General features: G+C 64.4%; 20 protein-coding genes. 11 read left to right on the top strand and 9 right to left on the bottom strand.

The window, feature by feature from the left end:
* Positions 1-64 precede the first annotated feature (64 nt).
* From XI04_RS24970 to tyrS, 4 genes are all read right to left on the bottom strand, one after another.
* Complete coding sequence (locus tag XI04_RS24970; RefSeq protein ID WP_028144831.1) at positions 65-1,759, bottom strand: methyl-accepting chemotaxis protein; 1,695 nt, start codon at positions 1,757-1,759, stop codon at positions 65-67.
* Between the two features lie 363 nt (positions 1,760-2,122).
* A complete protein-coding gene (locus tag XI04_RS24965; protein WP_028144830.1) occupies positions 2,123-2,560 on the bottom strand; it encodes a DoxX family protein in 438 nt (145 codons plus the stop codon).
* 220 nt (positions 2,561-2,780) lie between these two features.
* Positions 2,781-4,028: an MFS transporter gene (locus XI04_RS24960; RefSeq protein WP_212429156.1), complete on the bottom strand. Its 1,248-nt coding sequence runs from the start codon at positions 4,026-4,028 to the stop codon at positions 2,781-2,783.
* 57 nt (positions 4,029-4,085) lie between these two features.
* On the bottom strand, positions 4,086-5,339 hold the full coding sequence (tyrS, locus tag XI04_RS24955) for a tyrosine--tRNA ligase (protein ID WP_028144828.1): 1,254 nt from the start codon (positions 5,337-5,339) through the stop codon (positions 4,086-4,088).
* A 165-nt stretch (positions 5,340-5,504) separates the two neighbouring features.
* Here tyrS and XI04_RS24950 point away from each other — a divergent pair, with 165 nt between their 5' ends.
* From XI04_RS24950 to XI04_RS24940, 3 genes are all read left to right on the top strand, one after another.
* Positions 5,505-6,608 carry an anhydro-N-acetylmuramic acid kinase gene (locus XI04_RS24950; RefSeq protein ID WP_038970201.1) on the top strand — a complete coding sequence of 368 codons (1,104 nt, stop codon included), beginning with the start codon at positions 5,505-5,507 and terminating at the stop codon, positions 6,606-6,608.
* A gap of 830 nt (positions 6,609-7,438) precedes the next feature.
* Positions 7,439-8,116, top strand: coding sequence for a glutathione S-transferase family protein (locus XI04_RS24945; RefSeq protein WP_038970202.1), 678 nt, complete (start codon positions 7,439-7,441; stop codon positions 8,114-8,116).
* A gap of 10 nt (positions 8,117-8,126) precedes the next feature.
* Complete coding sequence (locus XI04_RS24940; protein ID WP_028144825.1) at positions 8,127-8,450, top strand: DMT family transporter; 324 nt, start codon at positions 8,127-8,129, stop codon at positions 8,448-8,450.
* Here the strand turns inward: XI04_RS24940 and XI04_RS24935 are convergent.
* The gene (locus tag XI04_RS24935; RefSeq protein ID WP_014495555.1) at positions 8,447-9,094 is read right to left on the bottom strand and encodes an alpha/beta hydrolase; all 648 of its coding nucleotides are present in this window, start codon (positions 9,092-9,094) and stop codon (positions 8,447-8,449) included. The genes XI04_RS24940 and XI04_RS24935 overlap by 4 nt on opposite strands.
* A 350-nt stretch (positions 9,095-9,444) precedes the next feature.
* Between XI04_RS24935 and XI04_RS24930 the strand changes: the two genes are divergently transcribed.
* The 8 genes from XI04_RS24930 to XI04_RS24895 all read left to right on the top strand — a co-directional run bounded on the left by XI04_RS24930 (position 9,445) and on the right by XI04_RS24895 (position 16,986).
* Complete coding sequence (locus XI04_RS24930) at positions 9,445-10,584, top strand: cysteine desulfurase family protein (RefSeq protein ID WP_038946650.1); 1,140 nt, start codon at positions 9,445-9,447, stop codon at positions 10,582-10,584.
* 125 nt (positions 10,585-10,709) lie between these two features.
* Positions 10,710-12,206, top strand: coding sequence for a Fe-S cluster assembly protein SufB (sufB, locus tag XI04_RS24925; RefSeq protein ID WP_028144823.1), 1,497 nt, complete (start codon positions 10,710-10,712; stop codon positions 12,204-12,206).
* A gap of 61 nt (positions 12,207-12,267) precedes the next feature.
* Positions 12,268-13,020 carry a Fe-S cluster assembly ATPase SufC gene (gene sufC / locus XI04_RS24920; protein ID WP_038946651.1) on the top strand — a complete coding sequence of 251 codons (753 nt, stop codon included), beginning with the start codon at positions 12,268-12,270 and terminating at the stop codon, positions 13,018-13,020.
* A gap of 11 nt (positions 13,021-13,031) precedes the next feature.
* Positions 13,032-14,336: a Fe-S cluster assembly protein SufD gene (sufD, locus tag XI04_RS24915; RefSeq protein ID WP_271609138.1), complete on the top strand. Its 1,305-nt coding sequence runs from the start codon at positions 13,032-13,034 to the stop codon at positions 14,334-14,336.
* A complete protein-coding gene (locus tag XI04_RS24910) occupies positions 14,333-15,580 on the top strand; it encodes a cysteine desulfurase (protein WP_028144820.1) in 1,248 nt (415 codons plus the stop codon). Before sufD ends, XI04_RS24910 begins: the two co-directional genes overlap by 4 nt.
* Positions 15,577-15,948: an SUF system Fe-S cluster assembly protein gene (locus tag XI04_RS24905; protein WP_018323035.1), complete on the top strand. Its 372-nt coding sequence runs from the start codon at positions 15,577-15,579 to the stop codon at positions 15,946-15,948. Before XI04_RS24910 ends, XI04_RS24905 begins: the two co-directional genes overlap by 4 nt.
* A gap of 49 nt (positions 15,949-15,997) precedes the next feature.
* Complete coding sequence (locus XI04_RS24900) at positions 15,998-16,396, top strand: HesB/IscA family protein (RefSeq protein WP_018323036.1); 399 nt, start codon at positions 15,998-16,000, stop codon at positions 16,394-16,396.
* Positions 16,397-16,578: 182 nt separating this feature from the next.
* Positions 16,579-16,986 carry a TfoX/Sxy family protein gene (locus XI04_RS24895; protein WP_038946656.1) on the top strand — a complete coding sequence of 136 codons (408 nt, stop codon included), beginning with the start codon at positions 16,579-16,581 and terminating at the stop codon, positions 16,984-16,986.
* Between the two features lie 91 nt (positions 16,987-17,077).
* Here XI04_RS24895 and fabA read toward each other — a convergent pair whose 3' ends face one another.
* The 4 genes from fabA to XI04_RS24875 form a co-directional block, all read right to left on the bottom strand.
* Positions 17,078-17,608 (bottom strand): bifunctional 3-hydroxydecanoyl-ACP dehydratase/trans-2-decenoyl-ACP isomerase, encoded by a 531-nt coding sequence (gene fabA / locus XI04_RS24890; protein ID WP_028144819.1) that lies wholly within the window; start codon positions 17,606-17,608, stop codon positions 17,078-17,080.
* Positions 17,609-17,705: 97 nt separating this feature from the next.
* Entirely contained in the window at positions 17,706-18,773 is a 1,068-nt protein-coding gene (locus tag XI04_RS24885; RefSeq protein ID WP_028144818.1) for a GGDEF domain-containing protein, read from the bottom strand.
* Positions 18,774-18,938: 165 nt separating this feature from the next.
* Positions 18,939-20,489, bottom strand: coding sequence for a DEAD/DEAH box helicase (locus XI04_RS24880; RefSeq protein WP_028144817.1), 1,551 nt, complete (start codon positions 20,487-20,489; stop codon positions 18,939-18,941).
* A 299-nt stretch (positions 20,490-20,788) separates the two neighbouring features.
* Complete coding sequence (locus tag XI04_RS24875) at positions 20,789-21,751, bottom strand: helix-turn-helix domain-containing protein (RefSeq protein WP_028144816.1); 963 nt, start codon at positions 21,749-21,751, stop codon at positions 20,789-20,791.
* Positions 21,752-21,779 lie beyond the last annotated feature (28 nt).

The raw sequence follows: 21,779 nt of genomic DNA, 5'->3' as shown, positions 1-21,779 counted from the left end.
CTTCGGCCGCGCAGGCGGGACAAGCCCGGGCATGACGGAGATCGCTTGGAGTGTTGTCGGCCGCCTAAGCCGCGCGCACGCCTGCGAGGAATGTCCCGACTTCGCCGGAGAGCTGCTCGGCCTGCTTGGAGAGGTTCGAGGCGGCGGCGAGCACCATGCCGGCGGCGTTGCCGGTCTCGTTCGCGGCGGTAGAGACGCCGCCGATATTGGTGGTGACTTCCTTGGTGGCTTCCGCGGTCTGCGAGACGCTGCGGGCGATCTCGGCGGTGGCGGCGCCTTGCTCCTCGATGGCGGCACCGATCGAGGTGGCGATGCGGCTGACCTCCTCGATGGTGGCGGTGATGCCGCCGATGGCGTCCACGGCCTCCTTGGTCGCGCCCTGGATCTGCGCGATCTTGTCGCCGATCTCGCGGGTGGCTTCGGCGGTCTGGCTCGCCAGCGACTTCACCTCGGAGGCGACCACGGCAAAGCCGCGGCCGGCTTCACCGGCGCGCGCGGCCTCGATGGTGGCGTTGAGTGCGAGCAGATTGGTCTGGGCGGCAATGCTGGAGATCAACTCGGCGACATGCTCGATCTGCTGGGCACCGTCCGAGAGCGCGCGCACGATGGTGTCGGTGCGGCGCGCGCTGTCCACGGCGCGTCCCGTGACTTCTGCGGACTGGGCGACCTGGCGGCTGATCTCGGTGATGGAGGAGGAGAGCTCTTCGGCGGCGGCCGCGACGGTCTGGACGCGCTGGCTGGCCTCGGTGGCGGCCGTGCCGACCACGGCGGCGCGGCGGTTGGTGCCCTCAGCCGTGGATGACATCGATTTCGCGGTGGTCTCGAGCTCGCCGGAGCCGGAGGCCATCAGGCCGACGAGCTGACCGACGGAGGCATCGAAGCGATCGGCGAGGGCGATCAGGGCGTCGCGCTTCTCCTGCTCGCTGCGGGTCTTGGCGGCGACCTGCTCGGCTTCCAGGTTCCGCGCCGTCAGCGCGGTCTGCCTGAGCACTTCGAGTGTCTCGGCCATGCGGCCGATCTCGTCGCCGCGGTCGGTCTCCTCGACCGGGTTATCGATGGCGCCTTCCGAAATCTCCTGCATGCGGTTCTTCTGGCGGTCGAGCGCGCCGAGCACGTCGCGAGCGATCAGCCAGGACAGCGTCGCCATCAGCAGCATCAGGCCGACGCCGATCGCGCCGAGCTCCAGCGTCAGGGCGCGCACGTCGGCGTCGATGTCGTCGACATAGAGGCCGTAGCTGATGGTCGCGTTCCAGGGCGCGAATTTGCGCGCGAAGACGGTCTTGCGCACGGGCTCGGTCTGGCCGGGGCGGGGGTAGAGATAGGAGGTCACTCCGCCCTGCGCGGTCTCGCCGCCAGCCTTGATGATGGCGTCGGCGATCAGGACGCCGTTGGAGTCTTTGGCTCCGGTGATCTTGCCTTCCAGCTGCTGATTGGCGCCGTTCACCAGGATGGAGGTGTCGGGGTTGTAGACGACGGGGTAGCCCTGGTTGCCGTTGAAGTTCATGCGGCGGCCACGCTGGTGGAACTGGGCTTTGGCGTCGGCCGACGTCAGCTTGCCGGCGGTAACCTCTTCCTGAAGAGATTGCGCGTAGTTGTAGAGCAGCTCTACCGCAGTCCGCATCTGCTGGACGCGGTCCTCCATCATGCGGCTCTTGCTGAGGACGGACGATACGCCGATGATGGCTGTGACTGTGAGAGCTGAAAGACAGACCATGCTGGCGAGCTTGGTCCGGATCTTGAGATGACTCATCAGCTTCATCGCAGCCTCGAAAAAAATGGTTGTTATTGCTCGCGTCGGTAGCATGAAGTTCTTACCAATCATGAATGGACGCGTGCGACGTGCTGCCGCGCGCGCAGCGTCCGCAGCCGGATGCGCACGCATGCAGGCGGAAACGCGCTTCGCCAGTGCGTGGCGCGTCAGGTCGCCGAGACAGATGATGTCGGAATGTGGTGGTGACCGAGCCCGGCCGGAGCGGCAATGAACCGATTCGTTCACCGCATCGTCATGGCCGTGCTGCTCGTGGCCGCCCTCGTCCTGATCTGGAACGTGCTGGGCGCGCACTGAGTCGGCACCGGCAGATCCGCCGGTGCCGTCTTGCGTTCAGATTAATTTGCGAGCGCCTCAGCGCCGTGCGTAGGCATCGCCCGCCGCGTCACTCTCCTTGCCCATCAGCGCATCTACGCTGACCGAACCGCCGCCGGCGGCCGCGAGGTAGAGGCAGGCGAAGCAGAACAGGATTGCTGCGGTGCCGCCATTGAGCAGCGGCAAGAGCACCGGCGTTTCGCCTTTGAGCATGTGGCCCATGAAGTAAGCGAAGGCCATTTCGCCCGAGAGAATGAAAGCGGTGAGGCGGGTGAACAGGCCGAGCATCAGAAGCGCGCCGAGCACGAGTTCGAGCGCACCTGCCGTCCAGATCAGCGGCGGGATGTTGGCGAAGTAGGGGAGCACCGGAAACTTGAAGATCTTTGCGATGCCGTACTGGAACAGCAGCAATCCGGTGACGAAGCGAAACAGGCTCAAGAGAACCGGTTGAAAGCGAGTGAGATACGGAAAGTTCATTGGTTTGTGCCCTCCATCCAATGCTGCGACTTGGACCGCATTCGGTTTCGCCCTGCAAGCCGTGCGCACTCGATTCGTCCTGACATTTTCGTCATGTCGGACAAAACACCGCAGGCCAGGATTTCAGCCGCGTACGACCGCAGCTTTCGCGCGTATTCCGCGTCGCGCCCATCCGTAATTTCCCGGTGACGCGGATGCGCGCAAGTTACCTCCAGGACACCTACCGCCGCAAGGCGGGCACGATCAGGAACGGGATCATCCCGAGCACCACGCTCGCAAGTGCGAAAGCAAGCAGCGCGTTGTACCCGTGGGTCGCGTCATGGATCAGGCCGCCGCTCCAGGAGCCGAACGCCGAACCGAGGCCACTGCCGATCGAGATGGTGCCGTAGATGGTCCCGACCCGCTTGCCCTGGAAAATCCTCATCGCCGTGGCGCTGATCAGCGGGCCGCGCGAGCCCATCATGCTGCCGAAGCAAACGACGAAACCGGTGAGCAGCAGGATGTTCGGAGAATACTGCAACAGCCAGAGCAGGACGATGCCGAGGATCGAGATCGCGTAGCTCAGCAGCACCGACGGCCGGCGCCCGATCAGGCCGTCGAGCGCGGAGACGCCGAGCATGCCGAACACAAGCACGACGCCGGAGAAACCCCAGGCGGTCGCAGCCTGCAGCGGCGGAAAGCCGGCGTCGATCAGATAGGCCACGATCTGTGCGGCGATTGAGTACATGCCGACGGCAGTGAAGAAAAAGGTCCAGAACAGCGCCCAGAAGGCGTGATGGCGCATGGCACGGAGCAGGGTCCAGCCATTGTCGACGAAATCAGGGTCGGTCCTCTTCACGACATGCGGCGAGCCCGCGGCGAACAGCCGCCACGGCAGCAGCATCAGCGGGAGCAACAGGCCCAGTGCCGTAAAACCGAATAGCTGGTAGGTGTCGCGCCAGCCGATGTGATCGATCAGGAGCTGCGAAGCCGGCAGCAGCGCCAGCACGCCGCCGCCCATCGCTGAATACACCACCGACATTGCCGTCGGCAGACGAGGGCCGAACCAGCGGCCGAGCAGGATCGAGTTCGGCACGATGCCGATGAAGGCAACGCCGATGCCGACGCAGAGGCCGATCGAGAGTTGGAACTGCCAGAGATGTTGCGCGTGGGCTGCGACCAGGAACGCCGCGCCCAGCAGCAGCAGCCCGAGCGCATAGACGATGCGTGGTCCGGAATGGTCGAACAGGCGTCCGACGAAGGGCGCGGTGAGACCGCTCGCGAGCCAGGTCAGTGAATAGACCGAGACGATCTGCGCGCGGTCCCAGCCAAAACTTTCCGAAATCGGTTTCAGGAACACCGTAAAGCTGTCGCCGAGCCCGCGGCCGAGCACGGCCAGCGTGAAGCACAGAGCGAGCACGACGAGCGCGATGCGAACAGCGTCCCGCTGATCGCTCGCGACGTTCTCCCTGGGCGTGTTCTGATCCATTGCCCGTCAGGGAGCGCGCATCCGTGCGCCCTGACAAGCAGCGAAAAACTCATACGCCTATGCAGGCTTAAGGAGGACGTGCTTCTTCTTGCCGAAGGACAGCTTGATCACGCCCTCGGGCGTCAGATTGTTTGCCGACAGTGCCATCTTTTCGTCAGTGACCGGCTCGTCGTTGACGCGAAGGCCGCCGCCCTTGATCTGGCGCCGGGCTTCGCCGTTGGATGCAACGAGGCCCGCCTTGACGAAGGCGTTGAGCACGCCGAGGCCGGCGTCGATCTCACCCTGCGGAATTTGCACCGTCGGCAGGGTTTCGGCCAGCGCGCCTTCCTCGAAGGTGCGGCGCGCGGTCTCCGCCGCCTCGTTCGCGGCCTCGCGGCCGTGCAGCAGCGCGGTCGCTTCAGTGGCGAGCACCTTCTTGGCCTCGTTGATCTCCGAGCCGCCGAGCGCCTCGAGCTTCCTGATCTCAGCCATCGGCAGCGTCGTGAACAGCTTCAGGAATTTGCCGACGTCGGCATCCTCGGTGTTGCGCCAGTACTGCCAGAAATCATAAGGCGAGAACGCGTCGGCGTTGAGCCAGACCGCGCCTTGCGCCGTCTTGCCCATCTTGGCGCCCGATGCCGTCGTCAGCAGCGGCGTCGTCAGTGCGAACAGCTGATGGGTGCCCATGCGGCGGCCGAGATCGACGCCCATGATGATGTTGCCCCACTGGTCCGAGCCGCCCATCTGCAATTTGCAGCCGGTGCGCTTGGCGAGCTCGACGAAGTCGTAGGCCTGGCAGACCATGTAGTTGAACTCGATGAAGCTCATCTCCTGCTCGCGCTCGAGGCGCAGCCGCACGGAGTCCATGGTCAGCATGCGGTTGACCGAGAAGTGCCGCCCGACGTCGCGCAGCATCTCGATCCAGTTCAGCTTGGTCAGCCACTCCGCATTGTCGAGCATGATGGCGTCGCTCTTGCCCTCGCCATAGCGCAATACCTTGGCGAACACGCCGCGGATCGATTCCTTGTTGGCCTCGATCTCGGCGACGGTGCGCATCGCGCGCGTCTCGTCCTTGCCGGAGGGATCGCCCACCATGGTGGTGCCGCCGCCCATCAGCGTGATCGGCTTGTTGCCGGACTCTTGGAGCCAGTGCAGCATCATCATGGTGAGGTAATTGCCGATATGCAGCGAGCGGGCGGTGCAATCGTAGCCGACATAGGCGGTCGCCTCGCCCTTGGCGGCGAGCGCGTCCAGCCCCTCGAAATCGGAGCACTGGTGAATGAATCCACGTTCCTGCAGGGTGTTGAGGAAATCCGATTTAAATGCAGTCATCTGTCGGCGTGCCTGACAATTCTTGGTTTACTGTTTTGGGCGCAATTTAAGGGTCTTCCGTGGGAACTCGATTGCTGCCCGCCACTTTGGCCTGTGGCATTATAAGATGTGTCCCTCTGGCACAAGATCGGCATGCCGGAGGGGGTCTCTTGAGGACGCTGATCCATGATGTTGACGGCACTCGGTTTGATGAGCGGCACCTCGCTGGACGGGGTGGATGTCGCGCTGATCGAAACCGATGGAAAACAGGTGAAGGCATTCGGGCCGTCCGGCTACCGGGCCTATAGCCCTGCGGAGCGCAATCTGCTGCGCCAGGCGCTCTCCGAGGCTGTGCACCTGCTGCAACGTGACGCCCGGCCAGGCATCCTGGCCGAGGCCGAGCGCGCGGTGACACGGGCCCATGCCGAGGCGGTTGCCGCCTTCTTTGCCCAGAACCGCATGAAGCCCGAGGACATCGACATCGTCGGCTTCCACGGCCAGACCGTGCTGCACCGCCCCGAGAAACGGCTGACGGTGCAGATCGGCGACGCGCCGGCGCTGGCGAGAGCGATCCATATCCCCGTGATGCATGATTTCCGCGCCGCCGACGTCGAGGCTGGCGGGCAGGGGGCGCCCTTCGTACCCGTCTACCACCGCGCGCTCGCCAACTCGCTGGATCGCGAGGGGCCGATCGTCGTGGTCAATATCGGCGGCGTCTCCAACATCACCTATATCGACGGCAACGACACGCTGATCGCCTGCGACACCGGCCCCGGCAACGCGCTGCTGGACGATTTCATGTACCGCACCATGAACCAGGCGTTCGATGCGGAAGGAAAGTTCGCAGCGCTCGGGAAGGTCGATGAGGCCTGGATCGCGCGCGCGCTCGAGCTGCCATTCTTTGCATTGCCTCCGCCGAAATCGCTCGACCGCAACGATTTTGCCGCGCTCAAGCTCGGCGATGTCGCCCCGGCCGATGGCGCGGCGACGCTGACCGCCTTCACCGCGGCGGCGATCGCCCGCATCATCCCGTTGCTGCCGCGTCGGCCGCGGAGCTGGATCGTCTGCGGCGGCGGCGCCCGCAATCTCACCATGCTGCGGATGCTGCGGGAGCGGGTGGGATCGGCGACCGTCGAGGCCGCCGAGACGCTCGGCTGGGCCTCCGACGCCATCGAAGCCCAGGCCTTCGGCTTCCTCGCCGCGCGTGGGCTGAAGGGCCTGCCGCTGTCCTATCCGGCCACCACGGGCGTGCCGATGCCGATGACGGGCGGGGTGATCGCGCGGCCCTGAGGGCGGCTTCCCGAATTGGGGCACTGCCTCGCCCTTCCAATCGGCTTTCAAGATTGCAGACACGCCTTCGTACTCTCGCGGCAGGTTTCGCCCGAGCCTTGCCGTCGTTCGGCGCCCTCAATCGGACCAGAGGACGCAGGGAAGGCCGGGCGCCGGCGGCACCCGCAGGTCCGTGGGCGATTAGAACGCACACGGGCTGGACCACAGGTGTGCCGGTCGCCCGGCCTTCCCTGCGCGGATGGTTTTAACGGTGTCCTTCGTGCTCTCCTCGGGGAGCGTTGCACTATTGCCCCCGTCGCCTTGCGGATGGCTGATGCACGTGCCCGGTCGGGCCGCCGCATCACCGCAAGCCTTGACGCCAGAACCCCGGGCGTCGGGACCACACGACTTCTCCGTCCGCGGACGGCTTGGCCTCAACATCCGGGGCTTGCGTGTGCCCGCCCCAGAGCATCGACCAAACCGCTGTGACCGCGCCGTGTCGTATGCGCGTTGTGCCGGGACTCACGGTCGCCCGCCCTGTCCTCACGCACATCGCGCCGGCGCTACCGCGTCCACCGCACCCCGGCCCGCATCTCGTGACGATCGCGAAGCGCCCCTCTGGCAGGGCCGGGATGGCGTGTGTATGCCATAAATCCGAAATTCGGGAAAATGGAATATTTTTGCGGACGGGGATTGACGGGTTTTGGGTGTTTTGCCCGACGCGCGCCGATGCCGATGACGGGCAGGGTGATCGGCCGGCCCTAAATTAATGCAATTGCATTGATCTTGACAGTTGCATGCAAATGCATCTATGTTGGGTGCAGCTGCATCGAAACGCCGGGATCTTGGCCATGACCGCGTCACTGAAACTCATCAGTCACAAGCTTTGCCCCTACGTGCAGCGCGCCGTGATCGCGTTGAAGGAAAAGGGCGTGCCGTTCGAGCGGATCGACATCGATCTCGCCAACAAGCCCGACTGGTTTCTAAAGCTCTCGCCGCTCGGCAAGGTGCCGGTGCTGGTGGTGACGACCGATAGCGGCGAGGTCGCGCTGTTCGAGAGCAACGTGATCTGTGAATACATCGAGGAGACACAGGGCGGCGCGAAGCTGCATCCGGCGGATGCGCTGAAGCGTGCCGAGCATCGCGCCTGGATGGAGTTCGGCTCGGCGATCCTCGGCGATCTCTGGGGACTGGAGACGACGACGGATCCGGCGACCTTCGAAACCAAGCGCCAGGCGCTCGCCGCGAAATTCGCGCGTGTCGAAGGGGCGCTCGGCGCGGGACCTTATTTCGCTGGCGATGCGTTCAGCCTGGCCGATGCGGTGTTCGCGCCGATCTTTCGCTATTTCGATCTGTTCGACGAGCTGACCGAGCACGGCATCTTCACCGATCTTCCGAAGGTGCGGGCGTGGCGCGCGCAGCTTGCGAAGCGTCCGAGCGTACGAACCGCGGTCGGCGCGGACTATTCTCAATTGCTGCGCGCCTTCCTGGTGCGGCACGACGCGCATCTGCTCAAGCTCGCCGCCTGAGACGATGCCGATGTCGCAATCCCTGGCCTGGCTGATGCTGGTGATCGCCGGCGCGCTCGACGTCGGCTGGGCGATCTCGATGAAATATGCGGAGGGCTACACGCGCTTAGGCTGGAGCGTCGTTTCGGTGGTGCTGCTCGCGGCCTTCGTTGTCCTGCTCGGGCGGGCCTTGAAGGTGCTCGAGGTCGGCGTCGCCTATTCGGTGTGGACCGGCATTGGGGCTGCCGGCACTTTCGTGATGGGCGTCGTGTTGTTCGGCGAGACGTTGAGCGCGATGAAGCTTGCGGGCATCGCGCTCGTCTTGATGGGGATCGCCGCGCTAAAGCTCGCTTAGCGCACGTTGGCGAGGCGCATGTCCAGATAGGCCGTGATGGTCTCCATCAGCGGCTCGAGCTTGGCGTCGAAGAAATGGTTGGCGCCGGGGATGACCTGCTGGTCGATCACGATGCCCTTCTGCGTCTTTAACTTCTCGACCAGGGTGTTGACGTCCTTCGGCGGCACCACCGCGTCCTTCTCGCCATGCACGATCAGGCCCGAGGACGGGCAGGGCGCAAGGAACGAGAAGTCGTAGAGATTGGCCGGCGGCGCGATCGAGATGAAGCCCTCGACCTCGGGGCGGCGCATCAGGAGCTGCATGCCGATCCAGGCGCCGAAGGAGAAGCCGGCGACCCAGCAGGCGCGCGCTTCGGGATTGATGGTCTGCGCCCAGTCGAGGGCTGCGGCGGCATCCGACAATTCGCCGGTACCATGGTCGAACGAGCCCTGGCTGCGGCCGACGCCGCGGAAATTGAAGCGCAGCACCGAGAAGCCGCGATGCGCGAACGCATAGTAGCACTGGTACACGATCTGATGATTCATCGTGCCGTGAAACTGCGGATGCGGATGCAGGATCATCGCGATCGGCGCGTTCTTCTGCTTGGCCGGGTGATAGCGGCCTTCGAGACGGCCGGCAGGGCCAGTGAAAATAACTTCAGGCATCGATGATCTCTTGATTGATGTGCTGGAGAGACGATCCTCGGCAATCAACCGATTGTGGCCTCATCGGCAGGTACCGACGGAAGCGCGAATGAAGGGTGAGAAGGCGCGCCTTGCGGTGATGCGCTGAAGGCGTGCGGTGACTTGACGGTGCGGGTTCTAACATAGGCTGAGGGTCAAAAAGCAAGCATCTTGAACATCACTCAATGGGCTCAAGATGTTAGCGTGTCATGGTCGCGTCATCAGCTGCCGCGGGCATGGAATCGCCCGTTGCCAAGCGCGTGTCGGGGCGCCATGTCGGGCTGGATGGGCCCAACGGGTTAGGTTTCCCAGACAAGGTAAGATAATACTACATGCGGAACCGCGTTTATCTCGACTGGAATGCGACCACGCCGCTGCGTGCGGAAGCGCGACGCGCAATGCTCGCCGCCTGGGATCTGGTCGGCAACCCGTCATCGGTCCATGCCGAGGGGCGGGAGGCGCGACGGCTGATCGAAGAGGCCCGCGCCACGCTGGCGGTGGCGGTAGGGGCGCTGCCGCGGAACGTCGTCTTCACCTCCGCTGGCACGGAAGCCAACGCGCTGGCGCTGTCGCCTGGCCTGCGGCGGTCATCCGGCGGCCCGGTCGAGCGGCTGCTGGTCTCGGCCGTGGAGCACGCTTCGGTGCTGGCCGGTGGCCGGTTCGCGGCGGACAAGATCGGCCTGATCCCGGTGACGCGTTCCGGTGTGGTTGACCTCGACCATCTCAGGAGCCTGCTCCGCGACGGCGCTCCGGCACTGGTTTCCGTCATGGCGGCGAACAACGAAACCGGCGCGCTCCAGCCGGTCGCGGAGGTCGCCCGGATCGTCCATGAGGCCGGCGGTTTCCTGCACGTCGATGCAATCCAGGCGCTTGGCAAAATCCCATTCGAGATCAACGCTATGGGCGCGGATCTTGCGACTTTTTCCGCACATAAGGTCGGCGGCCCCAAGGGCGTCGGCGCCCTGGTCGTGGCGGAGGGACTGACGGGATTGGAGCCGTTGTTGCGGGGAGGCGGCCAGGAGTTGAACCGGCGCGCCGGAACCGAGAATGTTGCGGGGATTGCCGGCTTTGGCGCAGCGGTGAAAGCCGCGCTTCAGACTCTTTCGGAAGATGCGGAGCAGGTGGCAACCCTCAGAAATCGCTTGGAAAATGGCATCCGGGGAATCGCCGGCGCAACGATCTTCTCGGATGAGGTCAAGAGGTTGCCTAATACCGTCCTTTTCACCGCGCCCGGCCTCAAGGCTGAGACCGCCGTGATCGGCTTTGACCTCGAAGGCATCGCAGTCTCCTCGGGTTCGGCCTGTTCCTCGGGCAAGGTCCAGCCGTCCCATGTGCTGTCCGCCATGGGATACGATCCCGCCGTGGCCCAGGGAGCGGTGCGTCTCAGTCTGGGCTGGTCCACGGAACCGGATGACATCAATAGGGCGTTAGAGGCTTGGCGAAAGCTCGGTAATACCCTACTTAAGAGCTAAGCGATGAAACACGGCTTGAACGGTTCTAAGCGCGTGCTTTCCGCCAAAAAACATCGTAATAGACACCGTAATAATCGTTCGAGTTTGATCCACCGCGGTCCTTGAAACCGCGAGCGGAGGATGGAATGCCAGCCGTACAAGAGACGGTCGAGCGCGTGAAGCGCATCGACGTCGACCAGTATCGTTATGGGTTTGAGACCCTGATCGACTCCGAGAAGGCCCCCAAGGGGCTGTCGGAAGAGATCGTAAAATTCATCTCGCAAAAGAAGAACGAACCCGCCTGGATGCTCCAGTGGCGGCTTGAGGCCTATCGGCGCTGGCTGACCATGACCGAGCCGACCTGGGCGCGCGTCGATTATCCCAAGATCGATTTCCAGGACCTCTACTACTACGCGGCACCGAAGCCGAAGAAGACGGTCACCTCACTGGACGAGATCGATCCGGAGATCCTGAAGACCTACGAGAAGCTCGGCATCCCCTTGCGGGAAGTTGCCATGCTCGAGGGCGTGGAACCCAAGCCCGGCGAGGAAGATCCCGCCCGCCGCAAGATCGCGGTCGATGCTGTCTTCGATTCGGTCTCGGTTGCGACCACGTTCAAGGCGGAGCTGAAGAAGGCCGGCGTGATCTTCATGCCGATCTCGGAGGCGATCCGCGAGCATCCCGAGCTGGTGCAGAAATATCTGGGCTCGGTGGTTCCGACCTCGGACAATTTCTACGCGACGCTGAACTCGGCGGTGTTCTCTGACGGCTCGTTCGTCTACGTGCCGCCGGGTGTGCGTTGCCCGATGGAGCTGTCGACCTATTTCCGCATCAACGAGCGCAACACCGGCCAGTTCGAGCGCACGCTGATCATCGCCGACAAGGGCTCCTACGTCTCCTATCTCGAAGGCTGCACCGCGCCGCAGCGCGACGAGAATCAGCTGCACGCCGCCGTGGTCGAGCTCGTCGCGCATGACGATGCCGAGATCAAATATTCGACGGTGCAGAACTGGTACCCCGGCAATTCGGAAGGCAAGGGCGGCATCTACAATTTCGTCACCAAGCGTGGTGACTGCCGCGGCGACCGTTCGAAGATCTCTTGGACCCAGGTCGAAACGGGTTCGGCGATCACCTGGAAGTATCCGAGCTGCATTCTCCGCGGCGACAATTCGAGCGGCGAGTTCTACTCGATCGCGATCTCGAACGGCTTCCAGCAGGTCGATTCGGGCACCAAGATGATCCATCTCGGCAAGAACACGTCGAGCCGCATCATCTCCAAGGGCATCGCCGCCGGAAAGTCGCAGAACACCTATCGCGGCCTCGTCACCGCGCACCGGAAAGCGACCGGCGCGCGCAACTTCACCGCCTGTGACTCCTTGTTGATCGGCGATAAATGCGGCGCGCACACCGTGCCGTACATCGAGGCCAAGAACTCCTCGGCGACGTTCGAGCACGAAGCGACGACCTCGAAAATCTCCGAGGACGTGCTGTTCTACTGCATCCAGCGCGGCCTTTCGCAGGAGGAGGCGGTCGGCCTCGTCGTCAACGGCTTCGTCAAGGACGTGCTGCAGCAGCTGCCGATGGAATTCGCGGTGGAAGCGCAGAAGCTGATCTCGATCTCGCTTGAAGGGTCGGTCGGTTAATACCGACCCTCGCGGTGCGCTTAAGCGCTCCATGCATCATTTGAATAGACTGGACACCATAATGGCTTTGCTTGAAGTGAAAGACCTCAAGGTTCGTGTCGAGGAGCGTGAGATCCTCCACGGGCTGACGCTGACCGTGAACGAGGGCGAGGTGCACGCGATCATGGGGCCGAACGGTTCCGGCAAATCGACGCTCTCCCACGTGATCGCCGGCAAGCCCGGTTACGAGGTCACCGACGGCCAGATCCTGTTCAGGGGCGAGGATCTCCTGGAGATGTCGCCTGACGAGCGCGCCGCCAAGGGCGTGTTCCTGGCGTTCCAGTATCCGGTCGAGATCCCCGGCGTCGCCACCATGAACTTCCTGCGCACCGCGCTGAACGCCCAGCGCAAGGCACGCGGCGAGAGCGAATATTCGACGCCGGACTTCCTGAAGAAGGTTCGTGAGGTCTCGAAGTCGCTGAACATCCCGCAGGACATGCTCAAGCGCGGCGTCAATGTCGGCTTCTCCGGCGGCGAGAAGAAGCGCAACGAGGTGCTGCAGATGGCGCTGTTCGAGCCGAGCCTGTGCATCCTCGACGAGATGGATTCCGGCCTCGACATCGACGCGCTGCGCATTGCTGCCGACGGCGTCAACGCGCTGCGTTCGCCGGGGCGCGCGATGGTCGTCATCACCCATTATCAGCGGCTGCTGAACTACATCGTGCCCGACGTCGTGCACGTGATGTCGAAGGGCCGTGTCGTGAAGAGCGGCGGCAAGGAATTGGCGCTGGAGCTGGAAGCCTCCGGATATGCCCAGTTCGAGGACGCCGCGTAAGGAATTTTGCGATGAACGTTGCTGTGGCAAAGACCGGAAAGGGCCGCGCGGTGAGCGATCTCTTCACCAGCGCCGAGGGCCGGCTGCCGGGTTCGACCGCGGTCACCGCCGTGCGACGCGAGGCGTTCGAGACCTATGAGCGTCTCGGCCTTCCGCACCGCCGGATCGAGGAATGGAAATACACCGACCTGCGCGCGCTGGTCGGCGAGGTGCTGCCGCTTGCGGTCGCGCCCGACGCGGCCGCGCTGAAGCGCGCCGCGGACGCTGTGAAGGTGCATGCGATCGCGGGCGCCCGCAAGCTGGTGCTGGTCGACGGCGTGTTCGCGGCCGATCTCTCCGACGTGAAGGCGCTGGCAGCCGAGGCGGGCTTCAGCACGTTGCGGGAAACGCTGGAGAAGGATGCCGGTCTGCTGAAGACCGCGTCCACCGATGCCGTGATCGCGCTGAACGCGGCGATGGCGACCGATGGCGTGGTGCTGTCGATTGCCGACGGCGCGCAGCTGTCCGCGCCGGTCCAGATCATCCACATTGCGACGGCCGCGTCGGCGTCGGCCTTCACCCGTTCGCAGGTCGCGGTCGGGAAGGGCGTGCGCGCCACCATCATCGAGAGTTTTGTCGCGGCTGGCGCCAAGACTTACCAGGTCCATGACGCTGTGTTGGTGACGGTCGGCGACGATTCCGACGTGGCCCATATCCGCCTGATGGATGATGCGCCTGACGCGCTGAATGTCTCGTCGCACTTCGTCACCGTCGGCGCCAACGTGAAGCTCAACTTCTTCAACATGACGACCGGCGCCGCGGTCAGCCGCCTCCAGGGCTTCATCACGCTGGCGGGCGAGGGCAGCGAACTCTCGGCCAACGGCGTCAACCTGTTGCAGAAGACCGAGCACGGCGACACCACGCTGGTGGTCGACCACGCCGTGCCGAACTGCGTCAGCCGCGAGATCTTCCGCGCCGTGATCGACGACCGCGCCCATTCGGTGTTCCAGGGCCGCATCATCGTCCGTCCCGATGCGCAGAAGACCGACGGCAAGATGATGACGCGCGCGCTGCTGCTCTCGGATGAGGCCGAGGCCGACAACAAGCCCGAGCTCGAGATTTTTGCCGACGACGTCTCCTGCGGCCACGGCGCGACCGCCGGCGCGCTCGACGACAGCCTGTTGTTCTATCTGAAGGCCCGCGGCCTGCCGGAGAAGCAGGCCCAGGCGCTGCTGATCCAGGCTTTCGTGGGCGAGGCGATCGAGCAGATCGCCGATGACGGTTTGCGCGAGCACGTGATCGGCATCGCCGAGCGCTGGCTGGAGCGGCGGTCATGAGCACGCATCCGGCAGTCAAGAACGGTGCCTATGACGTCGCGCGCGTGCGCCAGGATTTTCCGGCGCTCGCCATGCAGGTCTACGGCAAGAAGCTGGTCTATCTGGACAACGCCGCCTCGGCGCAGAAGCCGAGCGCCGTGCTCGATCGCATGACGCAGGCCTACACGAGCGAATACGCCAACGTGCATCGCGGCCTGCATTACCTCGCCAATGCCGCGACCGAAGCCTATGAGGGCGGTCGCACCAAGGTGGCGCAGTTCATCAACGCGCCCCGTACGGAAGAAGTGATCTTCACCCGCAACGCGACGGAGGCGATCAATCTGGTCGCCTCGTCGTGGGGCGGGCCGAACATCGGGGAAGGCGACGAGATCGTCATCTCGATCATGGAGCACCACTCCAACATCGTGCCGTGGCACTTCCTGAGGGAGCGCCAGGGTGCCGTGATCAAATGGGCGCCCGTGGACGACGAGGGTAATTTCCTCATCGACGAGTTCGAGAAGCTGCTGACGGCCAAGACCAAGCTGGTCGCGATCACGCAGATGTCGAACGCGCTCGGCACCATCGTGCCGGTCAAGGAGGTCGTCAGAATCGCCCACGCGCGCGGCATTCCCGTGCTGGTCGATGGCAGCCAGGGCGCGGTGCATCTGCCCGTCGACGTCCAGGACATCGGCTGCGATTTCTACGTCTTCACCGGCCACAAGGTTTACGGGCCGACCGGCATCGGTATCCTCTGGGCCAAGTACGACCACCTCGTCGCGATGCGTCCCTTCAACGGCGGCGGCGAGATGATCCGCGAGGTCTCGCGCGATGTCGTGACCTATGGCGACCCCCCGCACAAATTCGAGGCGGGCACGCCCGCGATCGTCGAGGCGGTCGGCCTTGGCGCTGCCATCGACTACGTCAATTCGATCGGCAAGGAGCGCATCGCCGCGCACGAGCACGATCTCACCACCTATGCCCAGGATCGGCTCCGCGAGATCAATTCGCTGCGGCTGATCGGCACGGCACGGGGCAAGGGCCCGGTGATCTCCTTCGAGCTGAAGGGCGCGCATGCCCACGATGTCGCCACCGTGATCGACCGCCAGGGCATCGCGGTGCGCGCCGGCACCCATTGCGTCATGCCGCTTTTAGAGCGGTTCAACGTAACGGCCACCTGCCGAGCCTCGTTCGGCATGTATAATACGCGGGAAGAAGTCGATCATCTGGCACAGGCGCTCTTGAAGGCGCGGGATTTGTTCGCATGAGTGACACGGCCGAAATCAAAGCTAGTCCGATGGAGACCCATTCGGCGCTGCCGCCGGAGGAGACCGAGCGGCTGACCACGGAGATCATCGCCGGGCTGAAGACCGTGTTCGACCCGGAAATCCCGGCCGACATCTACGAGCTCGGCCTGATCTACAAGGTCGAAATCAAGGACGATCGCTCCGTCGACGTCCAGATGACGCTGACGACGCCGAACTGCCCGGCCGCCGGCGAGCTGCCGACCATGGTCGAGAACGCGGTTGCCAGCGTCCCCGGCGTCGGCGTGGTCGACGTCAAGGTCGTTTGGGAGCCGCCGTGGTCGCCCGAGCGCATGAGCGACGAGGCGCGCCTCGTGCTCAACATGTGGTGACGCGTAATCTCAGCATTGAATTTGCTCCGCAACGGACCAGATAGATAAGATGACCCAGGCGACACCAGCATCCACTCCGAAGCCGCGGCGGCCGCGCCCGCAGGTGATGCGGCTGACGGACGCTGCTGCCCAGCGCATCACCGAGCTGACCCAGCGCGCCGATTCGGAGATCGTCGGCCTGCGCGTCGGCGTGAAGAACGGCGGCTGCGCCGGCCAGTCCTACACGGTCGAATACGCCCACGACGTCCGCCCGACCGACGAGGTCGTCGAGGACAAGGGCGTCAAGATCCTGGTCGATCCCAAGGCCGTGCTGTTCCTGCTCGGCACCGAGATGGACTACAAGGCCGACAAGATGCAGGCCCAGTTCGTCTTCAACAATCCGAACCAGATTTCCGCCTGCGGCTGCGGCGAGTCGGTAGAGCTGCGGCCGGCCAAGATCGACGGGTAAGCCCGGCTCTCGCAATTCCCACCGCTGTCGTCCTGGCGAACGCCAGGACCCATACCGCGTGATCTCTCGATCATGGGCGGTGTTAGTACCACCACTGGCACCACTGGCAGTCTTCGCTGAACTCCTCCCTGGGGTAATGGGTCCCGGCGTTCGCCGGGACGACGATGGGGAGATAGCTTGGCATGGACCGCGAATTCCTGACCGACCTGTTTGCCGATTTCGGGCCCGTCACCATCCGGAAAATGTTCTCCGGCTACGGCATCTCCGCCGACGGCATCAACTTCGCGCTGTCACTGCGTGCCGGCCTGTTCTTGCGCGCCGACGAGGTGACGATCCCGGACTTTGAAGCCGAAGGCTCAAAGCCGTTTCAGTACTCGACCCGCGCCAGGACCGTGGTGGTCAACTCCTATTGGGAGCTGCCGGCGCGCCTGTTCGACGATTCCGCCGAGCTCGCCCAATGGGCGAGGGCGGCACTCGCCGCCGCCCAGCGCGCCAAGGTGAAGACGCGGCCGAAGAAAAAGGCGGCGGCAAAAAAAGCCGCGCCGAAGAAGCGGTTGGCCAAGAAGGCAGCCAAAAGGAAGGTGCGGTAGGGTGGGCAAAGCGGAGCGTGCCCACGATCAGGATGTCATCGCGAGAGATCGTGGGCACGGCGCTACGCGCCTTTGCCCACCCTACGGGATCTCAGTCTGTAGCCTTAGTCAGACCAACTCGCATATCCTTCGCCACAAAGATCGATATGCCATCTGCCAGCACACGGCCATCGGCAATTCCGAGCACCAGCTTGCCGCGGCGGACCATCCGCATGGCGACTTCGTAGCGCACGCGTCGCGTCTCCGGAGTGATGGTGCCCGTGCACTCGACTTCGCCGACGCCGATGGCGCGGCCCTTGCCCGGTGAGCCCGACCAGCCGAGCCAGTAGCCGACCATCTGCCACATCGCATCCAGGCCCAGGCTTCCCGGCATCATCGCATCACCTCGATAGTGACAATCGAAGAACCAGTGGTCCGGCACGATATCGAGCTCGCCGACGATATGGCCCTTGCCGAATTCGCCGCCGTCCAGGCTGATTTCCGTGATGCGGTCCATCATCAGCATCGGCGGGGCCGGCAGTTGCGCATTGCCCGGCCCGAAATAGCCGCCGTCGCTCGATTTCAGCAGTTCGTCCCTGGTGTAGGACGGTTGCGGCGTGTGAAAATCATGGGGATTGGGCACGACGACAAGTCCTCAACGCTCGCGGTCTGGCGGCGCAGAAGATGGCGGTCGTCACGTTGGAATGTCAAGCACAGCCGTTCGGCATGCCGCGATCGCGTCACGCCACCCGGCTGTGGGTCTCGACCGCGTATTCCGGATCGGCTTCGCAGATCACGCGGTTGCGGCCGTTACGCTTGGCGGCATAGAGGCAGGCATCCGCACGCTCGATCAGCGCGTCGGTGTCGTCGCCCTGCTTGAGCATGGAGACTCCGACCGAGATGGTGACGCGGCCGAGGATCTCGCCGGTGGACTTCTTCTTCAATTCCTTCGCCATCACTGCGCGGCGGATGTGGTCGGCCACCGTGAGGGCCTGACGCAGTGCGGTGTTGGGGAGCACGACCGCGAATTCCTCGCCGCCATAACGCGCGGTGATGTCCTGGCCCTTGATGGTCTGCTTCAGCGACAGGCCGACGAGCCGCAGCACCTGATCGCCGGTGAGATGGCCGTAGGAATCGTTGAACGACTTGAAATGATCGATGTCGAACAGCAGCAGCGACAGCGGCTCGCCCGAGGCGAGGGCGCTCTGCACCGCCATGTCGATCATGCGGTCGAAATATTTGCGGTTGCCAAGGCCCGTGAGCGGATCGGTCAGGCTCTCGGCGCGGATCGCCTCCAGGCTCTGCTGGAGATTGCTGATCTCGTTCTTCGACAGCGTCAGCCGGTCTTCCAGCGTCTTGTTGGTTTCGCGCATCTCGCTGGTCGAACGGAGCAGCGTCTCGACGATCGCCTTGATCTGCTCGCGGTTCTTGGCCGACGCCAGTTTCTCTGTGGCCCCCGACAGGCTGGCATCGTAGGAGCCGGTCATGCCGAGTGCATCGCTCAAGACCTTCATCACGTCGTCGATCTCGCCGATGACGCGCGCGCCGACCTTGTCGATGCGGTCGGTGGTCTTGATGTGGGAGAGATAGGTCTCGTAGATCTGCTCGAGATCGGCTTCAGTCAGCTTGCCGCTGCGCGCCAGCGTCTCATTGACGATCTTGTTGAGCGGCGCGTTGTAGCCGGTGGCGTAGACGTACCAAATCTCATAGTTGCGGGGAATTGCCGTCTGCCGCAGCGATCGGATCTGCCCGAGCGCTACCTCGGCGAACGCCATCGTGCGTTCGTGTTCGTCGAGAACCTTGACCACGGAACATACCCCACAGCGGTCGGTGCGCCGTCGACCGCAGCAATGCTTAAATTATGTTCGTAGGCTAACGGACGATCGTGAACACCCCGTAAATATACGTTCACGAATGCATCTAAAAAATTGTGCGGCGGCTTTGCTCAACCGAAACCTGGGGCGCCTCGCGCCTCAGGCTCCGGCGGGGGAGCGGACCGGCCGCAGCAGAAACGCCGGCAGATGCGAGTGATCGCCCGGCTCGCTGTCGGCTTCGCGCTGGCGGCGGGGTTCGGGACGGCCGATCGACGGCACGTGCGAATTATTGGCCTGCTGGCGCGCGTCGTGACGCGGCTCCGCCCTGCGCTTGTCGTCGGAACGATGCCTTGCTTCGGCGGGCTGTCTTGCCTCCGAAGAACTCTTTGCTTCGGAAGAATGTCTTGCTTCAGAAGAATGTTTGGCCTCGGAAGCATGTCTTGCCTCGCCACGGGGCTCGCGCGGCTCGTGGCTGCGCTCACGGTCGCGGCCGCGCTGCGGCTTGCCGCGTCCGCCGCGTGAACGTTCGCGGCCACGCGACTCGCGCGGACGCTCGGTCCCATCGGAGGCTTCGGCGTGGATTTCAAAGTCGCCTTCGGCGCGCGGAATGCTCTGGCCGATCAGCTTCTCGATTGCCACCATCGACTTCTGGTCGAGCGGCGTCACGATCGAGATCGCGGTGCCGGTGCGACCGGCGCGGCCGGTGCGGCCGACGCGGTGGACGTAGTCATCGGGATGGTGGGGAACGTCGAAATTGAAGACGTGGCTGACCTCGGGAATGTCGAGGCCGCGGGCGGCGACATCCGAGGCGACGAGGAGCGGTAGCTCTCCCTTGCGGAACTGTTCGAGCGCCGCCATGCGGGCCGGCTGGTCCATGTCGCCGTGCAGTGCGCCGACGCTGAAACCATGCTTCTGGAGCGATTTGTGAACGATGGCGACTTCGCGCTTGCGATTGCAGAAGATGATCGCGTTCTTGAGATCCTTGGCTTCGCGCAGCAGGCGGCGAAGCAGCTCGCGCTTCTCGTGCGCCTCGCGCCCGGCTGGCACCTGGGATTGCGTGACGGTCACGGCAGTGGTGGCAGGCTTGGACACTTCGACCTTCTGCGGATTGTGCAGGAAGGCTTCGGTGATGCGCCGGATTTCCGGCGGCATGGTCGCGGTAAAGAACAGGGTCTGTCGCGTGAACGGGACGAGCTTGCAGACGCGTTCGATGTCGGGGATGAAGCCCATGTCCAGCATGCGATCGGCCTCGTCGATGACGAGCAGCTCGACCCCCGTGAGGAGCAGACCGCCGCGCTCGGTGTGGTCGAGCAGACGGCCGGGGGTGGCGATCAGCACGTCGACGCCGCGCGTCAGCTTGGCATCCTGGTCGCCGAAGGAAACGCCGCCGATCAGAAGCGCGACGTTGAGTTTCTGGCCGGCGCCGTAGCGGTCGAAGTTTTCCTTGACCTGGGCCGCGAGCTCGCGGGTCGGCTCGAGGATCAGCGTGCGCGGCATGCGCGCCCGGGCCCGGCCCTTCTCGAGGATGGTGAGCATCGGCAGCACGAAGGCCGCGGTCTTGCCGGTGCCGGTCTGGGCGATGCCGAGCACGTCCTTGCGTGCGAGGACGTGGGGGATCGCCTGTTCCTGAATGGGGGTGGGGGTGGTGTAACCGGTGGCCGCCACTGCGGCGAGGACTTTTTCGGACAGTCCGAGATCTGAAAAGGACATTGAGCCTCTGGTCGAAACCGCCGTTCGGAATCGAGGGTAATAAGGCTGTCGCGTTCCACCCCGAAACGGCGCGCTCTCAAAGAAGCTGGGGGTGCTGACTCACGCGAACAAAGCGCCAGGCTCAGGAATCGGTCTTCGATCTGAGCCGCGTCGCCCCGGAACATAGGCGGGAATCGGCCAAAGTCAATGGAGCGGGCGCGGGAAGGTCCTAAAAAACCTGAGGTTTTTACCAAATAGCGGGTGCGACTGGGGTTTTTCCGCCCAACCCCGCGCTCCGGCCTGAGCCGCCAAAACGGCGGCTAACGCCTATCCGAGCCCTGCGCCCGGAAGTCACCCGGGGCCATGCCATAAGCGGCATTGAAGACCCGGTAGTAGGTTGCCAGGCTCTCGAAGCCGCAGGAGGTCGCGATGTCGGCGATCAGCCGCTCGGGTGCCTCACGCATCAGGCGGCGGCTCTGTTTCAGGCGTTCGTCCGTCACGGTCTGTGAGAAGCTCTTCGCCGCGGTCTCGAACAGCATGTGCAGGTGGCGCACGGACACGCCGAGCTCGTCGGCCACCATCGTCGGTGCCAGATCCGGGTTTTGCAGGTGGCCCGCGATCAGGCGCCGGGCCCGCGAGAGGCGGGCGGTCCGCAGCGCGGCCTGTCCGCGCCGGCTGCCGGGCCTGACGATGCCGCGCTCGATCAGCGCCAGATGGGCCAAAGCCTGGACGAGAGAGGTCGCATCGCTGTCGCCCTGATCCGTTGAGGCTTCGCCGAGCTCGGCAAAGCAGGCCCCGAGCAGGGGCGCCAGGGTGGGGTCGCCGAACGTCCGGGGCGCAAGCTCGCGCATGCGCTTGTCCTGCGCCGGGATGGTGCTGACCGGAATCTTCAGGATCCGCAGGTGAAAGCCCCCGGCGCCGAGCGGCGCCGTGCGGTAGGGCAGGTCGGTATGGCTGGTGGCGAAACTGCCGGGGGCGATCGCGAAGTCGTTGCCGCGCATGCCGCCGAACCAGCCGCCGCTCCCGAGCTGCTGGTAGACGCAGATGCTGTCGCCGGGTGCGTAGGCGATGTCGGAGGTGCTGCGCTCGACCGCATATTGCGAGGCCTTCAGCTCGACGAGGCCGGCGCCGCCAAGCTGGCGCAGCGAGAACTCGCCGAAGAAGTCCGCGCGCCGTTCGCGCGCGAGTTCGGCAGTGACACCGAACAATCCCTTGGAGCGCACCTCGCGCCAATAGTCGAAGCGATCGTGCGGCTCGACCTCGTCGGTACACCAGCGATACACGGCAGCCCTCACTTGCAGCGCAATTGCC

This window comes from Bradyrhizobium sp. CCBAU 11430, assembly GCF_028128855.1.
GTDB classification, from domain to species: Bacteria; Pseudomonadota; Alphaproteobacteria; order Rhizobiales; family Xanthobacteraceae; genus Bradyrhizobium; species Bradyrhizobium ottawaense.
Note: the sequence above shows the minus strand (reverse complement) of the source record. Positions and strands in the feature narration are given on the sequence as shown.

Excerpts from the sequence above, each read along its gene's own strand:
- XI04_RS24940 (WP_028144825.1), top strand. The coding sequence starts at position 8,127 with ATGTCGCAATCCCTGGCCTGGCTGATGCTGGTGATCGCCGGCGCGCTC.
- XI04_RS24930 (WP_038946650.1), top strand. The coding sequence starts at position 9,445 with ATGCGGAACCGCGTTTATCTCGACTGGAATGCGACCACGCCGCTGCGT.
- sufB (WP_028144823.1), top strand. The coding sequence starts at position 10,710 with ATGCCAGCCGTACAAGAGACGGTCGAGCGCGTGAAGCGCATCGACGTC.
- sufC (WP_038946651.1), top strand. The coding sequence starts at position 12,268 with ATGGCTTTGCTTGAAGTGAAAGACCTCAAGGTTCGTGTCGAGGAGCGT.
- sufD (WP_271609138.1), top strand. The coding sequence starts at position 13,032 with ATGAACGTTGCTGTGGCAAAGACCGGAAAGGGCCGCGCGGTGAGCGAT.
- XI04_RS24900 (WP_018323036.1), top strand. The coding sequence starts at position 15,998 with ATGACCCAGGCGACACCAGCATCCACTCCGAAGCCGCGGCGGCCGCGC.
- XI04_RS24935 (WP_014495555.1), bottom strand. The coding sequence starts at position 9,094 with ATGCCTGAAGTTATTTTCACTGGCCCTGCCGGCCGTCTCGAAGGCCGC.
- tyrS (WP_028144828.1), bottom strand. The coding sequence starts at position 5,339 with ATGACTGCATTTAAATCGGATTTCCTCAACACCCTGCAGGAACGTGGA.
- XI04_RS24950 (WP_038970201.1), top strand. The coding sequence starts at position 5,505 with ATGATGTTGACGGCACTCGGTTTGATGAGCGGCACCTCGCTGGACGGG.
- XI04_RS24905 (WP_018323035.1), top strand. The coding sequence starts at position 15,577 with ATGAGTGACACGGCCGAAATCAAAGCTAGTCCGATGGAGACCCATTCG.
- XI04_RS24960 (WP_212429156.1), bottom strand. The coding sequence starts at position 4,028 with ATGGATCAGAACACGCCCAGGGAGAACGTCGCGAGCGATCAGCGGGAC.
- XI04_RS24910 (WP_028144820.1), top strand. The coding sequence starts at position 14,333 with ATGAGCACGCATCCGGCAGTCAAGAACGGTGCCTATGACGTCGCGCGC.
- XI04_RS24945 (WP_038970202.1), top strand. The coding sequence starts at position 7,439 with ATGACCGCGTCACTGAAACTCATCAGTCACAAGCTTTGCCCCTACGTG.
- XI04_RS24880 (WP_028144817.1), bottom strand. The coding sequence starts at position 20,489 with ATGTCCTTTTCAGATCTCGGACTGTCCGAAAAAGTCCTCGCCGCAGTG.
- XI04_RS24970 (WP_028144831.1), bottom strand. The coding sequence starts at position 1,759 with ATGAAGCTGATGAGTCATCTCAAGATCCGGACCAAGCTCGCCAGCATG.
- XI04_RS24895 (WP_038946656.1), top strand. The coding sequence starts at position 16,579 with ATGGACCGCGAATTCCTGACCGACCTGTTTGCCGATTTCGGGCCCGTC.
- XI04_RS24965 (WP_028144830.1), bottom strand. The coding sequence starts at position 2,560 with ATGAACTTTCCGTATCTCACTCGCTTTCAACCGGTTCTCTTGAGCCTG.